Source organism: Streptomyces sp. NBC_01546, assembly GCF_045208355.1.
Lineage (GTDB): Bacteria > Actinomycetota > Actinomycetes > Streptomycetales > Streptomycetaceae > Streptomyces.
The window spans coordinates 1,703,472-1,727,781 of sequence record NZ_CP109379.1 but is presented as its reverse complement, the minus strand read 5'-3'; the positions used below and the strand labels follow the sequence as shown (position 1 = coordinate 1,727,781).

19 protein-coding genes and 3 pseudogenes are annotated in these 24,310 nt (G+C 74.3%); 14 read left to right on the top strand and 8 right to left on the bottom strand.

Features of this window, described 5'->3' with window-relative positions:
* Positions 1-387: 387 nt before the first annotated feature.
* Both OHA89_RS08245 and OHA89_RS08240 read right to left on the bottom strand, forming a co-directional pair.
* Positions 388-1,203, bottom strand: a complete 816-nt coding sequence (locus OHA89_RS08245; RefSeq protein WP_215146710.1) for a TetR family transcriptional regulator — start codon at positions 1,201-1,203, stop codon at positions 388-390.
* Between the two features lie 178 nt (positions 1,204-1,381).
* Positions 1,382-3,178 (bottom strand): 3-hydroxyacyl-CoA dehydrogenase family protein, encoded by a 1,797-nt coding sequence (locus OHA89_RS08240; protein WP_215146709.1) that lies wholly within the window; start codon positions 3,176-3,178, stop codon positions 1,382-1,384.
* Positions 3,179-3,562: 384 nt separating this feature from the next.
* On the opposite strand from OHA89_RS08240, the gene OHA89_RS08235 reads away from it, so the two are divergent.
* Positions 3,563-4,129: a HEAT repeat domain-containing protein gene (locus OHA89_RS08235; protein WP_257553447.1), complete on the top strand. Its 567-nt coding sequence runs from the start codon at positions 3,563-3,565 to the stop codon at positions 4,127-4,129.
* Here OHA89_RS08235 and OHA89_RS08230 read toward each other — a convergent pair.
* The 3 genes and pseudogenes from OHA89_RS08230 to OHA89_RS08220 all read right to left on the bottom strand — a co-directional run.
* Positions 4,126-4,542 (bottom strand): RidA family protein, encoded by a 417-nt coding sequence (locus OHA89_RS08230; RefSeq protein WP_257553446.1) that lies wholly within the window; start codon positions 4,540-4,542, stop codon positions 4,126-4,128. The two genes, OHA89_RS08235 and OHA89_RS08230, sit on opposite strands and share 4 nt — an antisense overlap.
* Before the next feature lie 24 nt (positions 4,543-4,566).
* Positions 4,567-6,147, bottom strand: a complete 1,581-nt coding sequence (locus tag OHA89_RS08225) for an alpha/beta hydrolase (protein WP_266613883.1) — start codon at positions 6,145-6,147, stop codon at positions 4,567-4,569.
* A 111-nt stretch (positions 6,148-6,258) separates the two neighbouring features.
* A pseudogene (locus OHA89_RS08220) lies at positions 6,259-6,585 on the bottom strand (radical SAM protein); the annotation flags it as partial.
* 80 nt (positions 6,586-6,665) lie between these two features.
* Between OHA89_RS08220 and OHA89_RS08215 the strand changes: the two are divergent.
* The 5 genes and pseudogenes from OHA89_RS08215 to OHA89_RS08195 all read left to right on the top strand — a co-directional run bounded on the left by OHA89_RS08215 (position 6,666) and on the right by OHA89_RS08195 (position 12,754).
* Positions 6,666-7,869, top strand: a pseudogene (locus tag OHA89_RS08215) (RNA-guided endonuclease InsQ/TnpB family protein).
* Between the two features lie 56 nt (positions 7,870-7,925).
* Entirely contained in the window at positions 7,926-8,369 is a 444-nt protein-coding gene (locus OHA89_RS08210; RefSeq protein WP_215146704.1) for an SRPBCC family protein, read from the top strand.
* 165 nt (positions 8,370-8,534) lie between these two features.
* Positions 8,535-9,368, top strand: a complete 834-nt coding sequence (locus OHA89_RS08205) for a M55 family metallopeptidase (protein WP_266613880.1) — start codon at positions 8,535-8,537, stop codon at positions 9,366-9,368.
* A gap of 1 nt (position 9,369) precedes the next feature.
* Positions 9,370-10,743 carry a M20/M25/M40 family metallo-hydrolase gene (locus tag OHA89_RS08200; protein WP_266615320.1) on the top strand — a complete coding sequence of 458 codons (1,374 nt, stop codon included), beginning with the start codon at positions 9,370-9,372 and terminating at the stop codon, positions 10,741-10,743.
* 13 nt (positions 10,744-10,756) lie between these two features.
* Complete coding sequence (locus OHA89_RS08195; protein ID WP_266613878.1) at positions 10,757-12,754, top strand: prolyl oligopeptidase family serine peptidase; 1,998 nt, start codon at positions 10,757-10,759, stop codon at positions 12,752-12,754.
* Here OHA89_RS08195 and OHA89_RS08190 read toward each other — a convergent pair.
* A complete protein-coding gene (locus OHA89_RS08190; protein ID WP_406365788.1) occupies positions 12,751-13,470 on the bottom strand; it encodes a hypothetical protein in 720 nt (239 codons plus the stop codon). The two genes, OHA89_RS08195 and OHA89_RS08190, sit on opposite strands and share 4 nt — an antisense overlap.
* Before the next feature lie 35 nt (positions 13,471-13,505).
* On the opposite strand from OHA89_RS08190, the gene OHA89_RS08185 reads away from it, so the two are divergent.
* The 6 genes and pseudogenes from OHA89_RS08185 to OHA89_RS08160 all read left to right on the top strand — a co-directional run bounded on the left by OHA89_RS08185 (position 13,506) and on the right by OHA89_RS08160 (position 20,159).
* On the top strand, positions 13,506-14,063 hold the full coding sequence (locus tag OHA89_RS08185; protein WP_266613876.1) for a GNAT family N-acetyltransferase: 558 nt from the start codon (positions 13,506-13,508) through the stop codon (positions 14,061-14,063).
* Positions 14,064-14,091: 28 nt separating this feature from the next.
* Positions 14,092-14,991 carry an arginase family protein gene (locus OHA89_RS08180; RefSeq protein WP_266613874.1) on the top strand — a complete coding sequence of 300 codons (900 nt, stop codon included), beginning with the start codon at positions 14,092-14,094 and terminating at the stop codon, positions 14,989-14,991.
* Between the two features lie 65 nt (positions 14,992-15,056).
* The gene (locus tag OHA89_RS08175; RefSeq protein ID WP_406365787.1) at positions 15,057-17,024 is read left to right on the top strand and encodes a DUF5107 domain-containing protein; all 1,968 of its coding nucleotides are present in this window, start codon (positions 15,057-15,059) and stop codon (positions 17,022-17,024) included.
* 121 nt (positions 17,025-17,145) lie between these two features.
* Positions 17,146-17,718 (top strand): TIGR03086 family metal-binding protein, encoded by a 573-nt coding sequence (locus OHA89_RS08170; RefSeq protein ID WP_215146697.1) that lies wholly within the window; start codon positions 17,146-17,148, stop codon positions 17,716-17,718.
* Positions 17,719-17,845: 127 nt separating this feature from the next.
* Positions 17,846-19,062 (top strand): annotated as a pseudogene (locus tag OHA89_RS08165) (aminotransferase class I/II-fold pyridoxal phosphate-dependent enzyme).
* A 29-nt stretch (positions 19,063-19,091) separates the two neighbouring features.
* Positions 19,092-20,159 carry an MBL fold metallo-hydrolase gene (locus OHA89_RS08160; protein WP_406365786.1) on the top strand — a complete coding sequence of 356 codons (1,068 nt, stop codon included), beginning with the start codon at positions 19,092-19,094 and terminating at the stop codon, positions 20,157-20,159.
* Here OHA89_RS08160 and OHA89_RS08155 read toward each other — a convergent pair.
* Entirely contained in the window at positions 20,156-20,788 is a 633-nt protein-coding gene (locus tag OHA89_RS08155; RefSeq protein WP_257553436.1) for a DedA family protein, read from the bottom strand. The two genes, OHA89_RS08160 and OHA89_RS08155, sit on opposite strands and share 4 nt — an antisense overlap.
* The gene (locus tag OHA89_RS08150) at positions 20,785-21,561 is read right to left on the bottom strand and encodes an MBL fold metallo-hydrolase (protein ID WP_215146744.1); all 777 of its coding nucleotides are present in this window, start codon (positions 21,559-21,561) and stop codon (positions 20,785-20,787) included. The genes OHA89_RS08155 and OHA89_RS08150 overlap by 4 nt, the downstream gene beginning before the upstream one ends.
* 141 nt (positions 21,562-21,702) lie before the next feature.
* Here OHA89_RS08150 and OHA89_RS08145 point away from each other — a divergent pair, with 141 nt between their 5' ends.
* Positions 21,703-22,107: a hypothetical protein gene (locus OHA89_RS08145; RefSeq protein WP_266613866.1), complete on the top strand. Its 405-nt coding sequence runs from the start codon at positions 21,703-21,705 to the stop codon at positions 22,105-22,107.
* A gap of 101 nt (positions 22,108-22,208) precedes the next feature.
* Complete coding sequence (locus OHA89_RS08140; protein ID WP_406365785.1) at positions 22,209-24,308, top strand: phage holin family protein; 2,100 nt, start codon at positions 22,209-22,211, stop codon at positions 24,306-24,308.
* Positions 24,309-24,310 lie beyond the last annotated feature (2 nt).

The following is a 24,310-nucleotide window of genomic DNA, read 5'->3' as shown; positions in this document are numbered from 1 at the left end:
GATGAGGGTGCGCTGAGGGGAACGGGGGTGCGTGGTGCAGGTGTGCCGTCGGTCCGGCTGGTGCGGTGCTGCTGGGCGACGCCCGTGGTGAGGCGTGCGGTGCCTGGTGACGCAGGCGATCCGGGGCGCGTTCCGTGCCGTGTGGGCGTGGGTCGCGGGGACATCCGGACGAGATTCAACGTATGGCACCCCGTGTCACCCGGCAAGGCACCGCGTGCCAAAACTTTCTCTCATTTGCCGATTGACCTGCGCGGATGAGCGATGATCGATCAGAGTTACCCGCGAGTAGGGGCAAGTCGGGCATACGCAAAGGGCCGCCCCCGAAACGGGGGCGGCCCTGTGTGACGAGGATCGCGCGTGCTGCTTTTCGGCTTTTCGACGTTTCGACTACGTGGTGCGCAGTGCCTCTTCGATGGTCCGCATGACCTCGTCCAGCGGAGCGTCCGTCCGGGCCACCGCCACCAGCACCTCGCCCTGCGTACGGACGGCGGCCGGCGCGGCCGGCGGCGTACTGGTCAGGGTGCGGCCCGCGCCGATCCCCGTGCCGAAGGTCTTGCGCACGATCGAGAAGGCGTGGTCCAGCTGCGCCTCCACGTCCCCCTGGCCGCCCGCCCGCAGCCAGCGCCGCAGCACGTGGTTGTGGGCGGTCACCACCGCGGAGGCGGCCACCTCGGCCAGCAGCGGGTCGTCGTTGCCGTCGTGGTGGTCCTGCTCGTCGAAGTGGGCGAGCAGGTAGCGCGTGAACAGCCGCTCGTAGCGGGCCACCGAGGCGATCTCCCGCTCCCGCAGCGCCGGCACCTCGCGCGTCAGCCGGTATCGCTCCACCGACACCGCCGGCGAGGCGGCGTACATCTTCATGACTTCCTTGATCCCGCGGCACACCGTGTCGAGCGGGTGCTCGTGCGCCGGGGCCACGTCGAGGACGGCCTCGGCGCGGGTCAGGGTGTCGTCGTGGTCCGGGAAGATCGCCTCTTCCTTGGACCGGAAGTGCCGGAAGAAGGTCCGGCGCGCCACCCCGGCGGTCGCGGCGATCTCGTCGACCGTCGTCGCCTCGTACCCCTTGGTCGCGAACAGCTCCATCGCGGCCGCGGCGAGCTCACGGCGCATCTTGAGCCGCTGCGCGGCCGCCTTGGTGCCGGCCGTGCTCTCCTGTGCGTCGGAGGCCGCGGCGGCGCGGGACGAGGTCTTGGCGGGCTGGGACATAGAGCGAACGTACTTCATCTGCGCGGAAGAGCGCGCCCGAGGGGGGTGGGACTGGGGTGGATGCGGGGGAGGACCGGCACTGGGCACACAGTGCTCGTCGGGAGGGTTCGCCCACCGTGAGGGTCCGGCGGGCCCGAGGAGCCCTCCCCACGCATCCGGCTCGTGGCCCGGCCGAGGCTTACCGGCGGGCGTACTCACGGAATCCGCGGCCGGTCTTCCGGCCCAGGCAGCCCGCCGCCACCAGGTGCTCGAGCAGCGGGGACGGGGCCAGACCCGGGTCGCGGAACTCCTTGTGGAGGACCTTCTCGATGGCCAGCGAGACGTCGAGGCCGACCACGTCCAGGAGCTCGAAGGGCCCCATCGGGTACCCGCCGCCCAGCTTCATCGCCGCGTCGATCTGGTCGAGGCTCGCGTAGTGCTGCTCGACCATCTTGATCGCGTTGTTGAGGTACGGGAACAGCAGCGCGTTCACGATGAAGCCGGCCCGGTCCCCGCAGTCCACCGGGTGCTTGCGCACCTTGAGGCAGATCTCGCGGACCGTGGCGTGCACGTCGTCGGCCGTCAGGACCGTGCGGACCACCTCGACCAGCTTCATCGCCGGGGCCGGGTTGAAGAAGTGCATGCCGATCACGTCCTGCGGGCGCGAGGTCACGCGGGCCACCGCGATCACCGGCAGCGAGGAGGTGGTCGTCGCCAGCACGGCGCCCGGCTTGCAGACCTTGTCCAGGGCCGCGAACAGCTCCTGCTTGACCGCGAGGTCCTCGGCCACGGCCTCCACGGCCAGGTCCACCGAGGCGAAGGCGTCCAGCGAACCGGCCGGGGTGATCCGGCCCAGGGTCTGCGCGGCGGCCTCCTCGGTCAGCCGGCCCTTGGACACCGCACGGCCCAAGGACTTGCCGATCGCGGCCTTCGCCGCCTCCGCCTTCTCCTGGCTGCGGGCGGCCAGCACCACGTCGAACCCGGACTGCGCGAAGACCTGCGCGATCCCGCTCGCCATGGTGCCCGAGCCGGCCACGCCGACCGAGGTGACGGGACGGCCCGCGCCGAGCCGGGACTCCTCCGGCGGGGTCTGCTGGTCGCGGACCACCGTGGAGCTGCCCGGAGCCTCGTAGGTGTAGAACCCGCGCCCGGCCTTCTGCCCGGTCAAGCCGGCCTCCGCGAGCTGGCCCAGGATCGGGGCCGGGGCGTGCAGCCGGTCGCCCGAGGAGGTGTACATGGCCTCCAGGACGGTGCGGGCGGTGTCCACGCCGATCAGGTCGAGCAGCGCGAGCGGGCCCATGGGCAGACCGCAGCCGAGCCGCATCGCCGCGTCGATGTCCTCGCGGGAGGCGTACTTCGCCTCGTACATGGCGGCGGCCTGGTTGAGGTAGCCGAACAGCAGGCCGTCGGCGACGAAGCCGGGACGGTCGCCGACCGAGACGGGCTCCTTGCCGAGCTCGCGGGCCAGCTCGGTGACCGCCTCGACGGCCGGCGGGGCCGTCAGCACGCTGGAGACGACCTCGACCAGCTTCATCGCCGGCGCCGGGTTGAAGAAGTGCAGGCCCAGCACGCGCTCGGGGCGCTGGGACTCGGCGGCCAGGCGGGTCACCGAGAGGGCGTTGGTGCCGGTGGCCAGGATGGTGTCGGGCCGGACGATCGCGTCGAGCTCGCGGAACACCTGCTGCTTGATCTCGTAGGACTCCGGCACGACCTCGATGACCAGATCGGCCTCGGCGGCGGCGCCCAGATCGGTGAAGGTGCGGAAGCGGGCGAGCACGTCCGCCCGCTCCTGCTCGGTGAGGCGCTCCCGGGTGACGGAGCGCTCGGTGGCCGCCGCGAGCGAGGCCGCGGCCCGGCGGGTGGCGGCCTCGCTGACGTCGATGCCGATGACCTCGCGGCCGGCCCGGGCGAGGACCTCGGCGATGCCGGTGCCCATCGTGCCGAGGCCGACGACGGCGATGGTCTGGAGGGTGGGGTGACTGGACGGACGGTCCATCGAGGGACTCCAGTGGAAGAGGGTGACGACTGAGGGAGCGCGCGGCGCACAGCGCGCGCGGATGCCGTACGGAAAGCCGTGCGGAAGAAGCCCAGAGGGAGAAGCCCAAGGCGAGATGCCCAAGGGAAGATGCCCAGAGGGCGGAAGCGGCGGAAACCCTGTCCCGGGGTCACGCCGTGGTGTCGTGCTGAACCGACCGGCACGAGGCGGCTGCGTCACCAGGCCGCCCTCGTACGTGTTGTAGCGACAGTAACCCGCCGGTAACTGGTGCGCCAGAGCGCGGAGATGTGACCTGTACCGCCCAAATGTACCGATCATCGATCATCGATCATCAATCGCGGTGAACGGGCCGTGGCGACGGCCGCGGCCGCCTAGGGTGGCCGGGTGAACGACGTGCTGGAGCGCCTGCGGGCGGAAGCCACCGGTTCCCCGGAGTACCCGGAGTACGAGGCGCTGCTCGCCGCCGGTCCGGACGGGCTCGCGGCCTCCCTGACCTCGGCCGGGCTGCCCCTGTGGGCCCGCGAACTGGCCGCCTACCGGCTGGGACTGGCGGGGGACCGCCGCGCCTTCGAGTCCCTCGTGCTGTTGCTCAACCACCGGGACCCGCCGCGCTGCGCGGCCGCCGCCGAGGCACTGGCCGTCCTCGGCGACCCGCGCACCGCCCGCGCGGCCGCCGCCCTCGCCACCAACGGTCTGCGCACCGCCTACGCCCTGCAGCCCGTCCGGCTGCTCACCGCCCTGCGCGCGCCGGAGTCGGCCCCGGCCCTGATGACGACCCTGTCCCGGCTGCTCTCCCCGCACGACCCGTACTGGCGGGTGGCCCTGGCCTGCGTGGAGGGCCTCGGCGCCCTCGGCGACCCCCGTGCCCGCGAGCTGCTGACCCGGGCGCAGGCCCACCCACGCCTCGCGGTGGCGGCGACGGCCGCACTGCGCGGTCTCCCTCCCGGCTAGGCCGGGACGACGGCGAAGGCCTCCACCTCCAGCAGGAGCTCGGGGCGGAACAGGGCCGAGACCTGGACCGCCGAGGAGGCCGGCTGGCGGTCCGCGGGGATGACCGCGTCCCGGGCGGCCCGAACCGCCGGGAGGTGGGCCACGTCCGTGACGAAGTACGTCAGCTTCACGACGTCGTCGAAGCCGGCCCCGGCCGCCGCCAGGCACCGGCGCAGGTTCTCGAACACCTGCCGGGCCTGGGCGGCGGCGTCGCCCTCGCCGACCACCTCGCCCTTCTCGTCGAGCGCGCACTGACCGGAGACGGCGACGAACCGCCCGGTGCCCCAGACGACATGGCTGTATCCGGTACCGGGACTGACGCCCTCGGGGGCTCGGACGCGGGAGAGGTGGCTGTGCTCAGGCGTGGTGGTCATGGGCACGATCCTGCCCGGTGAAGATCAGCCGCGGAAGCCCAGGAGCCCGTGCAGGGCCGCGCCGCCCGCCGAGGACGGGACCGCGCGGGTCGCCGCGGTCGGCTTCGGGGCCTCCTGGGCGGGGCAGGTGGCGTCCGCGGCCCGGCCCGTCCGCAGATAGGCCGAGACCTTCTCGTCCAGGCACTTGTTGCCGCTCAGCGAGATGCCGTGGTTGCCGCCGCCCTCCTCGACGACCAGGGCCGCGCCCTTCAGCTTCTCCCGCATGCTGAGCGCCCCCTGGAACGGGGTCGCCGCGTCCTCCGTCGCCTGGAGCAGCAGGGCGGGCGGAAGGTCGGCGTTGGTCACGTCCGGGGCCTCGAGCGGCTCCGTCGGCCAGAACGCGCACGGGGCGTTGTACCAGGCGTTGTTCCAGGTCATGAACGGCGCCTCGGCGTGCGTGCGCCACATGTCCGCGCGCCACTGGTTCCAGTCCTTCGGCCAGGCCGAGTCCCGGCACTGCACCGCCGTGTAGACGCTGTAGCCGTTGCCCGCGGAGGGCTCCACCGCGCCGAACCGCTCGTACGCCGCCACCAGCGGCTTCGGGTCCTTCTTCACCGCGTACGCCGCGAAGGCCTCGGCGAGGCTGGGCCAGTAGCCGTTGAAGTAGCCGCCCGGCATGAAGGTGTCCTCCAGCTCGGACGGGCCCACCTTGCCGCCCGCGGGCGTCTCGCGCAGCTCGCCGCGCATCGCGTACCAGCGCTCCTCGACCCCGGCCGCGTCCGCGCCGAGCCCGTAGGTGGCGTCGTACTTCGCCACCCAGGCCAGGAAGGCCTTGTGGCGGGAGTCGAAGGCCCGGTCCTGCGCGAGGTTGTCCTCGTACCAGACCCCGCCCGGGTCGACCACGGAGTCCAGGACGAGCCGGTGCACCCGCTGCGGGTGGAGCTTGGCGTACACCGCGCCCAGGTAGGTCCCGTACGAGTAGCCGAAGTAGCTGATGCGCTCCGCGCCGAGGGCCGTGCGCAGCACCTCGATGTCGCGGGCGGCGGAGACGGTGCCGATGTGCGGCAGCACGTCCGCGTGCTTGGTCTGGCAGGACTCGGCGAAGGACCGCACCCGGTCCAGGTTGGCCTGCTCGGTCTCCGCGTCGATCGGTACGGAGTCGGGCCGGACCGGGGTGAAGTGGCCCGCCCCGCAGTCGAGGGACGGCTCGCTCTTGCCGACGCCCCGCGGGTCAAAGCCGATCACGTCGTACTGGGCGGCCACGTCCTTGGGGAGGGCGGACGCGACGAAGCCCGCCAGGGTGCGCCCGCTGCCGCCCGGGCCGCCGGGGTTGACCAGCAGCGGGCCGGAGGAGGTGGCGGCGGTGTGCGGGACCCGGGTCAGCGCGAGGGAGATCTGGCGTCCGGCGGGCCGGCCGTGGTCGAGGGGGACCTTGAGGGAGGCGCACTGGAGGGTCGGGTAGCGGGGGGTCGCGCAGTCGGTCCAGCGCAGCGGCGCCTGCTTCGGCGCGGCGGCGGCCGGGGCCGCCGTGGTGGCCGAGACCGGGCTCGCGAGGACGGAGGCGACGGCGGCCACGGTGGAGATCGACAGCAGGACAGCGGTGCGCTTCTTCAAGGGGTGCAGCATGGGGCCTCCCAGCCGAGGGTTCTGGGCGGAATCGTCCCGGAAACCGCGCCTGGAAAGCGGGATTGGGCTGCCTTTTGGCCCGATGTGATGACCCTTCGGGGGTGACGGGCGTCAGAGGAGGGTGAGCTGGGTGGGCTCGGCGGGCACGGGCGGCTCGGGGGTGACGACCCGGCGGGCCGCCCCGCGCCCGTTCGGGCCGATGCCGAATTCCGCCGCCAGCTCGTGGACTTGGCGGGTGATCTGGCGCTGGTACCAGGTGGGCGCGTACGAGCCGCCCGCGTACATCCGTTCGTACCGCTCCACGAGGTGCGGGTGGTGCTCGCCCAGCCAGGCCGTGAACCACTCGCGCGCCCCGGGCCGCAGATGGAGTACCAGGGGTGTCACGGAGGTGGCGCCGGACTCGGCGATGGCGCGGACGGTGTCCCGCAGCTGCTCCGGCACATGAGGCCGTTCACTCGTTCGCGTGGAGCGGCGTGGCTGCGTGGAGCGTGTTCGGCTGCGGCTCTACCGTGAGTGTCATGACGGCGTTGGCGGAGGTCGGGGAAGGCGGGCGCGCCCGGTACACCTTCCGGCTGCGTGTGTCGTCTGGTGCCTGCGCGGCCCTGTCGGCGGAATGGGACCGGTGCCGGTGGGTGTGGAACGAGTGTGTTGCTCGGTCCCGGGCGGCGCAGAAGACCGCGGAGGAGTGCGGGCCTGCCGGTCTCGACAGGCTGCTGACGGAATGGCGCGGTAAGTGTGAGTGGCTGGGCGGGGGCGGGAGTGTCCCACAGCAGCAGGCCATCCGGGACTTCGCTCGGTCCCGCGGTAAGGCGTTGAAAGACATCAAGGCCCGGCTACCGATGCCGCAGCGTGCGGGGATGCCGCGCTTCAAGAAGAAGGCCGTAGCGGATCCGACGCTCAACTACACCCGGCGTGGCTTCCGGCTGAAGGGCGGTCGTCTGCACCTGGCGGGCGGGATATCGCTGACCGTGGTGTGGTCGCGTGAGCTGCCCGCCGACCCGTCGAGCGTGCGGGTGTACCGGGACGGTCTCGGCGACTGGTACGCCTCTTTCGTCGTCCTTGCAGAGGTACAGCCGCTTCCCGCGACCGGTGCGGTGATCGGTGTCGACTGGGGTGTGAAGGAGACCGCGACCACTACAAGCGATGGTCACGATCTCCCGCACCCGGAGCACGGGAAGAAAGCGGCCGCGAAGCTGGCCGGGGTATCAGCGGATGATGGCCCGCCGTAAGCCCAAGCGCGGTCAGGCCGCATCGAAGGGCTACCGCAAGGCGAAGCGGCTGGCCGCGAAGGCGCACAGGAAGATCGCCCGGCAGCGCCAGGACACCGCCCGCAAGTGGGCCAAGAAGATCGTGACGGACTTCGACCGGCTTGCGGTGGAGGACTTCCGCCCCAAGTTCCTCGCTGCGTCCACCATGGCCCGGAAGGCGGCCGACGCGGCGATCTCGGCCACCAAGCGTGAGCTGATCAGCATGGCGCGCAAGCACGGACGCGATCTGCGGCTCGTGAACCCTGCACACACCACCATGGACTGCGGACGGTGCGGAGCGAGAACCAAGCACGCCCTCCCGCTGTCGGAACGGACCTACGCCTGTAGCGTGTGCGGAGCCGTCTCGCCGAGAGACAAGAACTCCGCACAGGTCATGCTCCTCCGGGCTGGTTTCAACCCGGCTACCGTTGATCGTGTAAGGCCTGACGGACCGCCGGTCCGTCAGGCGGCGTGAGGTAGGAATCCCCTTCGATCCGGAGGGGAGGATTCAAAACTGCTGGAGGAACAGCTATGGCGCAGGTCGAGGCCACCACGGAGCGGATCATCGCGGCTGACGCGGAGACCGTGTTCGACGCGCTGGCGGACTACACCGGGACCCGGGGGAAGCTGCTGCCCGAGCACTTCAGCGAGTACGAGGTGCGCGAGGGCGGCGACGGCGAGGGGACCCTGGTGCACTGGAAGCTCCAGGCCACCAGCAAGCGCGTGCGCGACTGCCTGCTCGAGGTCAGCGAGCCCACCGACGGACAGCTGGTGGAGAAGGACCGCAACTCCTCCATGGTCACCACCTGGCTGGTCACCCCGGCCGGCGAGGGCAAGTCCAAGGCCGTGGTCAGCACCGTGTGGAACGGCGCCGGCGGCATCGGCGGCTTCTTCGAGCGCACCTTCGCGCCCAAGGGCCTCGGCCGGATCTACGACACCCTGCTGGCCAACCTGGCCGCCGAAGTCGAGGCCTGATCCCAGTGCTGTGACCGCACTTGGCGTTGCGCGGCGCCGGGCGGCTCACCGGATCGGGTGGATTTCCCGGCCCCGGTGAGCCGCCGGAACCCGGGCGTGGCCCCCGGGCCCGTCGGAGGTGCGAGAGCTAGGCTGGGTCTCCGCAACCGACCGCCCGGGGGCCCGATGAAGATCCTCATCTCCGCCGACATGGAGGGCGCCACCGGCGTCACCTGGCCCGAGGACGTGGTGCCCGGGGCGTCCCAGTGGGAGCGCTGCCGGCACATGTTCACCTCCGACGTGAACGCGGCCGCACTCGGCTTCTATGACGGCGGCGCCGACCAGGTCCTCATCAACGAGGCCCACTGGACCATGCGCAACCTGCTGCTGGAGAAGCTCGACGCCCGCGCCGAGATGCTCACCGGCCGCCACAAGACGCTCTCCATGGTCGAGGGCGTCCAGCACGGGGACGTCGACGGGATCGCCTTCGTCGGCTACCACACGGGCGCCGGCTCCGAAGGGGTCCTCGCCCACACCTACCTCGCCAACTCCATCACCGGCGTCTGGCTCAACGGGATCCGCGCGAGCGAGGGACTGCTCAACGCGCACGTCGTCGCCGAATACGGGGTGCCCGTCATCCTGGTCACCGGCGACGACCTGACCTGCGTCGACGCCGCCGGATACGCCCCGGACGCGGTGACCGTCGCGGTCAAGGACCACGTCTCGCGCTACGCCGCCGTGTGCCGGACCCCCGCGCGCACCGCCGCCGACATCCGCGCGGCGGCCAAGGAGGCCACGGCCCTCGCCGTCCGGCGCGATCCCGTGCTCGGCGGCCCCTACACCGTGGAGCTGGAGTTCGACGCCGAGCACCTGGCCCTGGCGGCCACGGTGGTCCCCGGCGCCGACCGGTGCGGCGAACGCAGGGTCGCGTACAGCAGCGAGACGATGTACGAGGGGATCCGCACCTTCAAGGCGGTCACGACGGTCGTCTCCGCGGCCGTGGAGGAGCAGTATGGCTGACATGCCCGTAGTCACCGCCGACGTCCCGGCCCAGGCCCAGGACGGCGCCCCGGCCGACGCCGTCGACGAGGCCGCCCTCGACGAGGCGGTCGAGTTCACCTCCGGCCTCATCAGGATCGACACCACCAACCGGGGCGGCGGCGACTGCTGCGAACGCCCCGCCGCCGAGTACGCCGCCGAGCGGCTCGCCGCCGCCGGGCTCGAGCCGGTCCTCCTGGAGCGCACCCCGGGCCGTACCAACGTGGTGGCCCGGATCGAGGGCTCGGACCCTTCCGCCGAGGCGCTCCTCGTCCACGGCCACCTCGACGTGGTTCCGGCCGAGGCCGGCGAATGGAGTGTGGACCCCTTCTCGGGAGAGGTCCGCGACGGCGTGGTCTGGGGCCGCGGGGCCGTCGACATGAAGAACACGGACGCGATGGTGCTGGCCGTCGTACGGGCCTGGGCGCGGGCCGGCGTGCGGCCCCGCCGGGACATCGTGATCGCCTTCACCGCCGACGAGGAGGACAGCGCCGTCGACGGCTCCGGCTTCCTCGCCGACCGGCACCCGCACCTCTTCGAGGGCTGTACGGAGGGCATCGGCGAGTCCGGCGCGTTCACCGTCCACCCCGGCGACGGCCGGGCCCTCTACCCGATCGCCGCCGGTGAACGCGGCACCGCGTGGCTGAAGTTGACGGCCCACGGAACCGCCGGACACGGCTCCAAGCCCAACCGGGCCAATGCCGTGACCCGGCTCGCCGCCGCCGTCGCCCGGATCGGCGCCCACGAGTGGCCGGTCCGCCTCACCGACACCGTCGTCGCCTGCATCACCGAACTCGCCGCCCTCCAGGGCCTGTCGGTGGACCCGAGGGCCCCGGGATTCGACCTCGACGGCGTCCTCGGCAGGCTCGGCCCGGCCGCCGCCCTGGTCGACGCGACCGTGCGCAACAGCGCCAACCCGACGATGCTCAGCGCCGGTTACAAGCTCAACGTGATCCCCGGCCAGGCCGCCGCCTACGTGGACGGCCGGATGCTGCCGGGCGGCGAGGCCGAGTTCATCGCCACCCTGGACGCGCTCACCGGCCCCGATGTGCGGTGGGAGTTCCACCACCGCGAGGTCGCGCTCGAAGCCCCCGTGGACGGGCGTACGTACGGGATCCTGCGAGAGTCCGTCGAGCGGTTCGACCCGGACGGGCACGTGGTGCCCTTCTGCATGGCGGGCGGCACCGACGCCAAACAGTTCTCCCGGCTCGGCATCACCGGCTACGGCTTCTCCCCGCTGAAACTGCCGCCCGGCTTCGACTACTGGTCGCTGTTCCACGGCGTGGACGAGCGGGTCCCCGTCGACGCCCTGCACTTCGGCGTCCGCGTCCTCGACCACGCACTGCGGACGCTGTGAGGGGGACCCTGTGATGGCCGCGGCGACCCGGCCCTACGGAAGCTGGCCCTCGCCCATCGCCGCCGAACTCGCCGCCTCCCTCGACGGGCGGCCCGAGTACGTGGGCACGGTCGGCCCCGAGGTGTGGTGGACCGAGCCCCGGCCGCAGGAGGGCGGCCGCCGGGCCCTGGTGCGCCGCCCCGCCGGCGGCGGTCCCGTCGGCGAGAGCGTCACCGCCCTGCCCGCGCCGTGGAACGTGCGCAGCCGGGTCACCGAGTACGGCGGCCTCCCCTGGGCCGGAGTCGAACGGGCCGAGGGCGGTCCGCTGCTGGTCTTCGTCAACTTCGCCGACCAGCGGCTCTACGCCTACGAGCCGGACGCCCCCGGCGACGCCGCGACACCGCGGCCCCTGACCCCCCTCTCCGGCGTCGGCGGCGGACTGCGCTGGGCCGATCCGGTGCTGCGCGGCTCCGAAGTCTGGTGCGTGCTCGAGGAGTTCACCGGACCCGGGCCGACCGACGTCCGCCGGGTGCCCGCCGCCGTACCGCTGGACGGGTCGGCCGCCGCGGACCGGGCCGCCGTGCGGGAACTGACCGACGACCGGCACCGGTTCAGCACCGGACCCCGGCTCTCCCCGGACGGGCGGCACGCGGCCTGGCTGGTGTGGGACCACCCGCGGATGCCCTGGGACGGCACCGAACTGCGACTGGCCGAGGTCACGCCGGACGGCCGGCTCGAGCGGGCCCGTACCGTACTGGGCGGCCCCGCCGAGGCCGTCGCCCAGGTCGAGTGGACGGCCCGCGGAACCCTCCTCGCGGTGAGCGACCGCAGCGGCTGGTGGAACCCGTACCGGGTGGACCCGGCGACCGGCGACGCGGTCAACCTGTGCCCCAGGGAAGAGGAGTTCGGCGGTCCGCTGTGGAAGCCCGGGCTGCGCTGGCTCGCCCCGCTGGCCGACGGGCTCGTCGCCGTCCTGCACGGCCAGGGCTCCTCCGTGCTCGGCATCCTCGACCCGGAGAGCGGGGACCTGGTGGACGCGGCCGGGCCGTGGACCGCCTGGCAGCCGACCCTCGCCGTGAGCGGCACCCGCGTGTACGGGGTCGCCGCCAGCCCGCGCAGCGCGTACGAGGTGGTGGAGCTGGACACCGCCACCGGGCACGCCCGGGTGGTCGGCGCGCACGGAGTGGACCCGGTCGATCCGGCCTACTACCCGGAGCCGCAGAGCCGGACCTTCCTCGGCCCCGACAACCGGGAGATCCACGCACACGTCTACCCGCCGCACCACCCGGCCTGCCGGGCGGCCGCCGACGAACTGCCCCCGTACGTGGTGTGGGCGCACGGCGGACCCACCGATCACGTGCCGCCCGTACTCGACCTGCACATCGCGTACTTCACCTCGCGCGGCATCGGCGTGGTCGAGGTGAACTACGGCGGCTCCACCGGCTACGGCCGCGCCTACCGGGAGCGGCTGCGCGAGCAGTGGGGCGTCGTGGACGTGGAGGACTGCGCGGCGGTGGCCCGGGCACTGGCCGCCGAGGGCACCGCCGACCCGGACCGGCTCGCCATCCGCGGCGCCAGCGCGGGCGGCTGGACCGCGGCGGCCTCGCTGGCCGCCACCGACCTGTACGCCTGCGCGGCGATCATCTACCCGGTCCTGGACCTGCTCGGCTTCGCCGCGGAGACCCACGACCTGGAGTCCCGCTACATCGACGGCCTGGCCGGACCGCCGCAGACCCTCGCCGTCCGCTGCCGCGAGCGCTCGCCGGTGGCCCGCGCCGACCGGATCACCGCCCCGTTCGTCCTGCTCCAGGGACTGGACGACCCGGTCTGCCCGCCCGCCCAGGCGGAGCGCTTCCTCGCCGCCATGCGGGGGCGGTCGGTGCCGCACGCGTACCTGGCCTTCGAGGGCGAAGGGCACGGCTTCCGGCGGGCGGACACGATGATCCGCGCACTGGAGGCCGAACTGTCCCTGTACGCCCAGATGTTCGGGATCGAACGCACCGACGTGCCGAGGCTGGAGCTGGAGGGCTAGGCCGTGTGCAGCCAGACGCGGAGCGGGCCGATCGGGGTGAACCCGGCGCGGACGGCGGCGTCGAGGTCGTCCCCCGACTCGTAGCCGACGACGGGCAGTTCCGGCCAGCGGGCGGCGATGGCGTTGAGCGCGCCCGCCCAGGCCGTGTCGGTGTCGGCCTCGTCGGCGGCGAACAGGTTGGACAGGCCGACCACCGCGCCGCTGCCCCGGTGCGCGACGGCCCCGGCGACGATCCGCCCCCCGGCGCGGCCCGCCAGGAAGACGATGTCCCGGCCCGGCAGGGCGGGGTGGAACAGGCCGGTGCTCTGCTCGCCGTCCCAGGCGGCCTCCCAGGCCTCCAGGCCGGCGGCGTCGGTGACCGCGGACCACTCCAGGCGCGAGCCGGTGTCCGCGGCGGGCCCGGCCGGGCGGTGGATCCACCGGGCCTCGAACAGCACCTCGAAGCCGGCCCCGGCCAGGTCCAGGTCGGCGAAGCTGTCCTTGACCGAGCAGCCGGGGCCGTCGGTGTCGATCCCGGCCAGCAGCGCGGCCGCCGGGGCTCCCGGGACGAGGGTCACGGCATCGGGGTACAGCGGCGGAGTCCGGAGCGCGCTGGTCCAGAGCTCCGGGGCGAACGCGCCGGCCGGTCCGTGGCCGCGTACGACCGCGTCGCACCACTCGGCGTTGTCGCGCGCCGCCGCGAGCAGGAGTTCGCGAGTGTCGGGGTTGATGATCACACAGGGGATCCTGTCACAGCTCCTAACCTGGGCGGATGACCTTTTCCACGTACCTGCGGGAGGGCGCGCGGGTGGGGCTGCGGCCCTTCCGGCTCGCCGACGGGCCCGAGTTCACCGCACGCGCGCACGAGAGCCGGGACCTCCACCACCCCTGGCTGTTCCCGCCCGCCACCATCGAGGAGTACGAGCCGTACGCGACCCGGCTGGCCGAGGGCGACGGCCGGGCCGGGTTCCTCGTGTGCGAGCTCGGGACCGGGGCCCTCGCGGGCTTCGTCAACGTCAACAACATCGTGCGGGGCGCCTTCCAGTGCGGGGCCCTCGGCTACGGAGCCTTCGCGCACGCCGCCGGCCGGGGACTGTTCCACGAGGCCCTTAGCCTGGTCCTCGGGCACGCCTTCGCCCCGCCCGGCGAGGGCGGCCTCGGCCTGCACCGCCTGGAGGCCAACATCCAGCCCGGCAACGCCGCCTCGATCGCGCTGGTCCGCGGCGCGGGCTTCCGGCTGGAGGGGCTCTCCCCGGACTTCCTCCACGTCGACGGCGCCTGGCGCGACCACGAACGCTGGGCCGTCACCGCCGAAATGTCGCTCCCCTAGAGGCAGCCCTGTCCGCAAGGATGGGGACATGCGATCCCTCGTGCTCCTCGATGCCCCGTCCAACCTCGGCCTGCGCCCGCCCGCGCCCGGCACCGTACCCGGCGTCTACAAGCTCGCCGGAGCCCTGCGGGAGCAGGGCCTGCTGGCCCGGCTCGGTGCGCGCGAGGGCGGGGTGGTGGTCCCGCCGCGCTACGACCGCGGGGACTGGCAGGAGGGTGACGGCGTGTTCCACGCCGACGCCCTCGCCGCGTACACCGTCACCCTCGCCGACCGGATCGAACGGCACCTGAGGGCCGGGGAGTTCCCCGTGGTCCTCGGCGGGGACTGCTCGATCCAGCTCGGCGCCTCGCTGGCCATGCGCAGGCTCGGGCGGTACGGACTGGCCGCCATCGACGGCTCCGCCGACTTCCGCCACCCCGGCAACGAGGCCGTGAACGGGCCGGTCGGCGCCGCCGGCGGGGAGGAGCTCGCCCTCGCGACGGGGCGCGGGCAGGCCGCTCTCGCCGACCTGGAGGGCCGCTCCCCGTACCTGCGGGACGAGGACGTACGGCTGTTCGGGATCCGGGACGGGGACGCCGACCTCGCGGAGCTGCGCGAGGCGGCGATCCAGGTGGCCACGGTCGGGGAGATCCGCGAGCGCGGCGCCGGGCCGGTGGCCCGGACGGCGCTGGACGGGCTGCACCCGCCGGCCACCGCCGGGTTCTGGGTGCACCTGGACGCCGACGTGCTGGATCCGAGCGTCATGCCGGCCGTGGACAGCCCGGACCCCGGCGGCCTGCTCCCGGACGAACTCGCTGAACTCCTGAGCGTGTTGGTGAGATCGCCGCGCTGCGTCGGGATCAACATCACGATCTACGACCCGGACCTGGACCCGGACGGCCGTGCGGGCGCCCTGCTCGCCGACCTGGTCGCGGGCGCCTTTGCGTAATCCTGACCGGTGGTGATCTGCGGAACCCCTGTGCAGCGGCCGCCGCTGCGTGTTCCATTTCCCTCATGGCCACCACCGTCCGACGCGCCGTACTGACCCTTCCCGCAGCCCCGTTGGGGCCCGAGAACCCGCTGCCCGCCCTGCGCGCGCCCGACGGGGTGCACACGCTGGACGAGCGGTCCCGCGACGGGCTGCCGCGCGACATGGCGCGGCAGATCGGGTACGAGCCGCTGCGCTCGCTGCTGCCGGTCCGGATCCGCGACGGGTACGGACGGGGGCGGTCCGAGCGGGAGTTCGAGTCGATCGTCATCGAGAACGAGCACCTGCGGGTCACCGTCCTGCCGGGGCTCGGCGGGCGGGTCCACTCCCTCGTGCACCTGCCCACCGGGCGCGAACTGCTCTACCGCAACCCGGTGTTCCAGCCGGCCAACTTCGCCCTCAACGGTGCCTGGTTCTCCGGCGGCATCGAATGGAACACCGGCGCCACCGGGCACACCACCCTCTCCTGCGCCCCGCTGCACGCCGCACTCGTCCCGGCCCCGGACGGCGGCGTGATGGTCCGGCTGTGGGAGTGGGAGCGGCTGCGCGACCTGCCCTTCCAGGTGGACCTGTGGCTGCCCGAGGACTCGGAGTTCCTCTACGTCGGCGTCCGCGTGCGCAATCCGCACGAACGGCCCGCGCCCGTCTACTGGTGGTCCAACATCGCCGTCCCCGAGGACGAGGGCACCCGCGTCCTCGCCCCCGCCGACGAGGCCTGGAACTTCGGCTACGAGCGCTCGCTGCGCCGCATCCCCGTACCGGAGTGGGAGGGCGCGGACCGCACCTACCCGCTGCGCAGCGAGTACCCGGCCGACTTCTTCTACGAGGTCCGGGACGGGGCCCGGCCCTGGATCGCCTCGCTGGACGCCGCCGGGCAGGGGCTGGTGCAGACCTCCACCGGGCGGCTGCGCGGGCGCAAGCTGTTCGTCTGGGGCGCGGGCGGCGGCGGCCGCCGCTGGCAGGAGTGGCTGACCGAGCCGGGCACGGGCGGCTACGCGGAGATCCAGGCGGGGCTGGCCCGCACCCAGCTGGAGCACGTACGGCTCGAGGGCGGGGCGGAGTTCAGCTGGCTGGAGGCGTACGGGCCGCTGGCCGCGGAGCCCGCCGCGGTGCACGGGGCCGACTGGGCGGCGGCCCGCGGTGCGGCTCAGGACGCGCTGGACTCCGTACTGCCCCGGGAGCGGGTGGACGCGGCGTACGAGGCGTGGCGCGGCTGCGCGGACACCGAGCCGGGGGAGCGGCTGGCGGCGGGGTCCGGCTGGGGCGCGCTGGAGGTGCTGTGCGGCGGCTTCAAGCTGCCGGGCACCCCCTTCGAGGAGTCCACGCTCGGCGAGGCCCAGGAGCCGTGGCTGGAGCTGTGGCGCACGGGGGTCTTCCCGGCCCCGCGCCGGGTGGCGCCGCCGGGGCCCAGCCTGGTCGCCGCGCACTGGCGGGACATGCTGGAGACGGCCCCGGCGGAACCGCTGACCGAGTACCACCTGGGCGTGGCCCAGTGGCACGCCGGGGACGTGGCCCAGGCGGTGCGGAGCTGGGAGCGCGGGCTGGCGCTGGCCCCCTCGCGGTGGCCGCTGCTGCGCTGCCTGGCGGTGGCGGACGCACTGGCCGGTGACCGGGCGAGGGCGGCCGACGGGTACGCGGAGGCCTTCGACGACCTGGCCGGCGAGAGCCGCGGCGGCGAGCCGTGGACGGCCGCGGAGTCCGCGCTCGGCCAGGAGGCGATGGCGGCCCTGCTGGCCGCCGGACGGCTGCCCGAGACGCGCCGGGTCTGGGACCGGCTGAGGCCCGCCCTGCGCGAGCAGGGCCGCTTCCGGCTCCTCGCCGCCCGCCTCCTGGCGGCGGAGGGCCATGTGGCGGCGGCCCGGCGGGTCTTCGAGGACGGGTTCGCCCTCCCGGACCTCCGGGAGGGGGAGGAAACCCTCGGCGAGGTCTGGTCGGCGCTCACGGACCGCCCGCTCCCGCCCCGCTACGACTTCCGCATGCGCCCGCCCGGTTAGGCCGTCTCTCTTGTCGGCACCACCCGTCGCCTGTCGGCACCCCCCACCCCGGTGGCAGGGCCCAGCAGGGGCGAGGAGAGTGGGCCTCAGGGGGAACTGTCACGCCAGGACGGTGAGAGCCATGCCGCACACGCTGCTGGAACAGCACGCCGAGGCGCTGAAGCTCTTCGGCGAGCGTCTGCGCGCGGTCGCGGACGACCAGTGGGACGCGCCGACCCCGTGCGCGGAGTGGAGCGTGCGGGATCTGGTCAACCATGTCACCGGGGAGCAGCTCTGGATCCCGCCGCTGGTCGCCGAGGGCCGCACGGTCGAGGAGCTGGGCGACGCGTTCTCCGGTGACGTGCTGGGCGAGGACCCGGTCGCCGCATGGGACAAGGCCTCCGCCGCCGCGCACGCCGCCTTCGCCGCCCCCGGGGCGCTCGACCGGACCGTCCGGCTCTCCTACGGGCCCGCGCTCGGCTCGGCGTACTGCTCCGAGCTGACGGCCGACTGCGTGGTGCACACCTGGGACCTCGCCCGGGGGACCGGCGCGGACGACCGGCTTCCGGACGGGCTCGTCGAATTCTCCATCAAGGAGGTCATGCCGTACGCCGACGGACTCGCGGCGAGCGGCATGTACGCGGCTCCGCTCGAGGTTCCGGCCGGGGCGAACGCACAGACGAGGCTGCTGGGACTGCTGGGGAGGCGGGGCTGAGCCCTCGCGGGAGGTCCGGGCGGCCCCGGAAGCCCATAGCGGGCGTAAACCGGCAATCAATCGTATAAAGGTCAGGGCTGGAGGAGCTGAGCGGGACGAGCGCGGAAGGCGGAACACGGTGGCGGGGATGCAGCGCACGACGGCGGAAGGCCGCGGCCCGGTCCGGTTCGGCCCGCCCCCGCCCGAACCCGGCCTGCCCGTGCTGCCCGAACTCGTCGCCGTCCTCGCCGCGGCCGCCGGGCGCTCCGCCCCCGAACCCCCGGCGGCGGGGAGGCCGTCCGCGAGGCCGCCTGCCGCCACTGGGGGCGCCGCGGGCTGACCACCGCCCCGGAGAACGTGGCCGCCGGCCCCGGAGCCCCCGCGCTGCTGCTCGCGCTGCTCGGCGCCTACGGGGGCGACGTGATGCTGCCCCGGCCCTGTCCCGCCTGGTGGACCCCGCAGGTCCGGCTGCTGGGCCGGCGGGCCTACCACGTGCCGACCCCCGCCGAGTGCGGCGGCATCCCGGACCCCTACGCCCTGCTGGAGACCGTACGGCGGGTGCGCGCCGAGGGCGGCGATCCGCGCGTGCTGCTCCTGTCGGTCGCCGACGACCCGACCGCGACCGTGCCGCCGCCCGAGATACTGCGCGAGGCCTGCGAGGCCGCCGAATCCGCCGGACTCTTCGTCGTCAGCGACGAGAGCTGGCGCGACACCGTCCACCGGCCGCACGACACCCTGGTCCTGAGCCCCGCCGAGATGCTCCCCGACCGGGCGGCCGTCCTCGTCGACCTGTCCGGGGCGCTGCTGCCCGCCGGCTGGCCCGCCGCCGTGGTCCGCTTCCCCGACACCCCCCGCGGGACCTGGCTGCGCGCCCGCACCCTCGACGTCCTCACCGCCACCGGCGCGTTCGTCGCCGGCCCCGTCGCCGGGGCCGCCGCGCACGCCCTCGACGAACCCGACCGCGTCGCCGCACGGGCCTACGCGGCCGCCGCCCTGCACGGCGCGGTCGCCGCCGCCGCGCACCGGGAACTCCTCGCCGTCGGGGCGCTGGCCCGGCCCCCGCAGGCCGGACGGCACCTCTACGCCGACCTGACCCCGCTGCGGGAGGGACTCGCCCGGCACGGAGTCGGCGACGCCATGGAGCTGGAGGACTGGCTCGGCGGCCGGCTCGGCGCGCCCACCCCCGGAGGGCAGCGGTTCGCGGACGAACCGGTGGCCCTGCGCGTGAGGCTGTCGACCGGGCCGCTGCTCGGCGCCACCCCGGAGGAACGCCTCGCCGCGCTCACCGCCCGCGACCCGCTCGGGCTGCCGCACGTACGGCGCTCCCTGGACCTCCTCGGATCCGTCCTGGCCGGGCTCGTCTGATGCCCGACCCGGTGGACGGAGACTTCCTGATGAGGGAGCGGACGGACGCCCCCCGCGCCGCGCCCGTACGGACCGCTGCCGCCACCCGGCCGCCCGCGGCGGCCCCGCCGCGACCCGCGGCTGCGCGCCCGCTCGGTGAACACCGGCACTGGCCCCGCTCCTTCGCGGACCGGCTCACCACCCCGCTCCCCGGTGTCCGCGGCTTCGCCCGGCTCGCCCGCGAGGGCGCGTTGCGGCCCGGCCCGGAAGGGCTGCGCGGCATCCCCGACCTGCCGTACGAGCCGGCCCCGCTGCCCCCGGCCGACCTGGGGTCGGTCTGCGTCACATGGGCCGGGCACGCCAGCTGGGTGCTGCGGACCGGCGGGCTGACCGTACTGACCGACCCCGTCTGGTCCCGGCGGATCCTCGGTACCCCGTCCCGGATGACGCCCGTGGGGGTGCGCTGGGAGGACCTGCCGCCGGTGGACGCGGTGGTCATCAGCCACAACCACTACGACCACCTCGACGCGCCCACCCTCAAGCGGCTGCCGCGGCACACCGCTCTCTTCGTCCCGGCCGGCCTGGCCCGCTGGTTCCGCCGCCGCGGCTTCACCCGGGTCACCGAGCTCGATTGGTGGGAGGCGGCCGAACTCGACGGCGTGCGCTTCGAGTTCGTACCGGCCCACCACTGGTCGAAGCGCTCGCTGATCGACACCTGCCGGTCCCTGTGGGGCGGCTGGATCCTCACCGACACCCGCAGTCCGGCGCCGCACACGCTCTACTTCGCGGGCGACACCGGTTACGGCCACTGGTTCGGCGAGATCGGCCGCCGCCACCCCGGCATCGACCTCGCACTCCTGCCCATCGGCGCCTACGCCCCGCGCTGGTGGCTCGGCGACGTCCACGCCGACCCCGAGGAGGCCGTACAGGCCTGCCTCGACCTCGGCGCCCGGCGGATGGCCCCCATGCACTGGGCCGCCTTCGTGCTGTCCGCCGAGCCGGTCACGGAGCCCCTGCACCGCGTCCGGGCCGCCTGGTCCCGCGCGGCCCTGCCCCGCGAGGACCTCTGGGACCTCCCGATCGGCGCCTCCCGCACCCTCGGCCCGGACGGGGCCTAGGCCCTGCCCGGGCGGAGCCGGCGCCAGAGGGCCGGGCCCGTGCTGATCAGCAGGGCCAGGCCCACCGCCAGCGCGACGCCCTTCCACGGCTCCGAGAAGAGGGAGCCGCCCAGGATGCCGATCAGGCCGTACGTCGCCGCCCACGCGAGACACGCCGGACCGTCGCCGCGGGCGAAGCGGCGCAGCGGCATCTCCGCCAGCAGGCAGGCCAGCATCACCGGGATGCGGCCCGCCGGGACCAGCCGGGAGATCACCAGGACCAGCACCCCGTGCTCGTCCAGCCTCGCCTGCGCCTGCTCGAGGCGCTCGGGCGTGGCCCGGCCGCGCAGCGCCCCGAGCCAGCGCGAGCCGTTGCGCGAGCGCACCCCGCGCCGGCCGAGCCAGTACAGCGTGATGTCCCCGGTGAACGCGGCCAGCGCCGACACCGCGAACACCAGCAACACCCCGTACGGCAGCGAGTCCTGATGGAACGCCACCACCGCCGCCGAACTCACCAGCGCCCCCGTCGGGATCACCGGGACCAGCGCGCCGAGCGCCACCAGCACGAACAACGCCGGGTATCCCAGAGCCTGCCGGGTGGTCTCCGGCGGCACCTGCCCGGCCGCCACCGCGATCTCGCGCCAGGTCACGGCAGTCGCACCCGCTCGCCGTGGGCGGGCACCCGTACCGTCACCTTCGGCGCCAGCCGCGCCGCGCGGTGCGCGAACTCCTCGCCCGGCGCGTGGAATTCGTGCGGGCGCACCGCGTCCATCCCGATCGGCCAGTACGTCCCGTAGTGCACCGGGACCGCCGCCGCCGGAGCCAGCTCGGCCAGCGCCCGCGCCGCCCGCCCCGCGTCCAGGTGCCCCGGACCCAGGTACGGGCCCCAGCCGCCCACCGGCAGCAGGGCCACGTCCACCGGGCCGACCTCCTCGGCCATCGTGTCGAACAGCCCGGTGTCCCCGGCGAAGTAGGTCCGGGCCGCACCCTGGACCACGTACCCGAGGGCCGGTGCGCGCTGCGGCCCGAACGGCAGCCGCCGGCCGTCGTGCAGGGCGCTGACCACCCGCACCCGCACGCCGCCCCGCACGGGCACCTCCTCGCCCGGCGCCACCTCCGTCACCGTCAGCCCGCGCAGCCCGGCGATCCGGGCCAGCCCCGGCACGGCCCGGCGCGCACCCCGCGGCACCAGCAGCCGGGTGCCGGGTGCGAGCATCCCCAGCGAGGGCAGATGCAGGTGGTCGGCGTGCAGGTGCGAGACCAGCACCACGTCCGCCCGCGCGGCCTCGGGCGGGGGCACCGCCCCCCTCCGCCGCCGCAGATGGGCCAGCCGCCGCGCGAACAGCGGATCCGTCAGCAGCCGCACCCCGGAGTCCTCGACCGTGCACGTGGCATGACCCCACCAGGTGATCTCCACCGGCACCCGGCCCTCCCTCCCTCACAGCGCCCCACCGCTCCGCACGGCTCCCACGACCTTAGGGTGTGTCGTGCCGATCCGCCCGGAACCAATCGGAAGGCCACCGCCCCTCCTCCCCGGCGGCGGATCGGAGTAGGGTCGGGCGACATGGAAGAGCTGCGCGTGGCCGCGATCGCCAGCCTGGCCCCGCTTGAGGAACTCGACGCCGACCCCTTCGCCGTGGACACCCGGAGCCAGCACGCCGTGTGCGCGCGCTGGGCCGCGGACCGCGGGTACGTCGTCACGAAGCAACTGCTCGTCTACGGGCTGCGCGCCGACCACTGCGGACTCTGGTCCGACATCGACGCCGGGCAGGTCGACCTCTTCGTCGCCGCCAACCACCGGGTGCTGGCCCGCGCGCTTGGCTCCGTCGAGGAGTTCACCGCCGAATGCCGGCGGCGCGGGGTGCGCCTGGAGACCGCCGGGCACCAAGAACCGCCGTACACCTCCGCGATGAAGGCCGAGGTGCACCGCCGGATGTCCATGCCGACCGCCGGCTACGACGGCACCTGAGCGCCCGCTCCCTCACCTCCGTGCGCCGTCCGTTTCGCCCGGCCGGGTGAGCCCGGCTGTGCGAGCCTGGAGGCGGGACGGGGCTCGCGGGAGGTTGCGGCGTGTGGCGAGGACGACGGTGGCGGACCGCGGGCGGCGCCCTGGTGCGGGTGATCCTCGTCTGGGCGGTGTCCACGCTGACCATGCTCGCGCTGGCCGGGATCCTGCCGGACTTCCGGCTCCAGTCCGGGGACGGCGACAGCATCACGCAGATCGGGCTGACGGCGGCCTGGGGCGCCGGGGCCTTCGGCCTGCTGAGCGCGCTGGTCTGGCCGGTGCTCGTGCGGGCCCTGCTGCTGGTGCCCGCCCTCGTGCTCGGACTGCTCGTCTTCTTCCTCAACGGCTCGCTGCTGCTGATAGCCCTCAGCCTGATCCCGGCGGGGCGCGGCGAGGTGGCTCCCGAGACCGCGGTGGTGGTCGCCGCCGTGATGTCCGCCGTGGCCTCCGCGACCTCGACCGCGCTCGCCGTGCGCGACGACGAGGCGTACCGGCGGCGCCTCTACCGCCTCGCCGACCGGCGTCGGCGCAGGCAGAGGCGGGCGTCGGCGCCCGGGGCCGGCGAGTCCGCGCCCGGGCTCGTCTTCCTCCAGCTCGACGGGGTCGGGTACGAGACGCTGCGCCGGGCCTCGGGCGACGGGCTGATGCCCACCGTCTCGAGCTGGCTGGACGGCAGCCACCGCATCGTCTCCTGGCGGACAGACTGGTCGAGCCAGACCGGGGCCAGCCAGCTCGGCATCCTGCACGGCTCGAATTTCGACGTGCCCGCGTTCCGCTGGTACGAGAAGGACACCGGCGAGGTGGTCGTCTGCAACCGGCCCACCAGCGCCGCCGAGCTCCAGCGGCGCGCCGTCGAGCGCACCGCGGACGGCGGGCTGCTCACCCTCGACGGCGCGAGCCGCGGCAACCTGTTCAGCGGGGGCGCGGACCAGCTGGCGCTCGTGCTCTCGGTCTCCGCCCGCCGGGGCCGGGCGAACCGTTCGCGCGCCGGGTACTTCACGTACTTCTCCGATCCGGCCAACGCCGTCCGCACCGCCCTGTCCTTCGTCGCCGAAGTGGCCCGTGAGATCGTCCAGTCGCTCCGGGCGCGGATCCGCGGGGACCGGCCGCGGGTGGCGCGCGGCGGGCTGTACCCGCTGATCCGGGCCTTCGCGACCGTGGTGGAACGGGACGTGGTCGTGGCGGCGGTGATCGGCGACATGCTGGCCGGGCGCGCCGCGGTCTACGCCGACCTGGTCGCCTACGACGAGGTCGCGCACCACTCCGGCCCGCACGGCCGGGACACCGACCAGGTGCTGGCCCGGCTCGACCGGAGCCTCGAGCTGATCGCCCGCGTCGCCGAGCACGCGCCGCGCACGTACCGGATCGTGCTGCTCTCCGACCACGGCCAGAGCCCGGGGGAGACCTTCCTCGGCCGGTACGGGCTGACCCTCAAGGACCTGGTCCGGGCGGGCTGCGGACTGCCCGTCTCCCGCCGGGCCGGCCGCACCCCCAGTGGAGCCGAGGCCCGGGCCGCCTTCCTGGCCGCCCTGCACCGGCCGGTGGAGGAGGGTGAGGAGGCCCGTCCGCCGCGGGGATCCGACCCGGTGGTGCTCGCCTCCGGCAACCTCGGGCTGATCTCGTTCCCCGACGTCCCCGGCCGGGCCTCGCGCGAGCGCATCGAGCGCGCGCACCCCGCCCTGCTGGCGACCCTGGCCAATCACCCCGGTGTGGGCTTCGTACTCGTGGACGGCGTGGTGCTGGGCCCGGGAGGGGCGGTGGCACGCCTCGACGTCCCCGGGGAGGCGGCGGAACTGCTGGCTCCGTTCGGCCCCGGGGCGGCCGCGGCCGTGCGCCGGACCGACACCTTCCCGCACGTCGCCGACGTGATGGTGAACTCGGCCTACGACCCGGAAACGGGCGAGGTGCACGCCTTCGAGCAGCAGATCGGCTCGCACGGGGGCCTGGGCGGGGAGCAGGGTCACCCGTTCCTGATGTGGCCGACGGAGCTGTCGGATCCGGGCGGCGAGCTGGTGGGCGCCGAGGCGGTGCACGGAGTACTGCGGCGCTGGCTGCGGGAGTCGGACGGGCCGCAGGTACCGGTGGTGGAGGATTCCCGGCTGGAAGGGGCCACGGGCGGAACCTTTCCGTCCGTAGGGATGGTCTCGCGGGACGAAACCCGCTGATT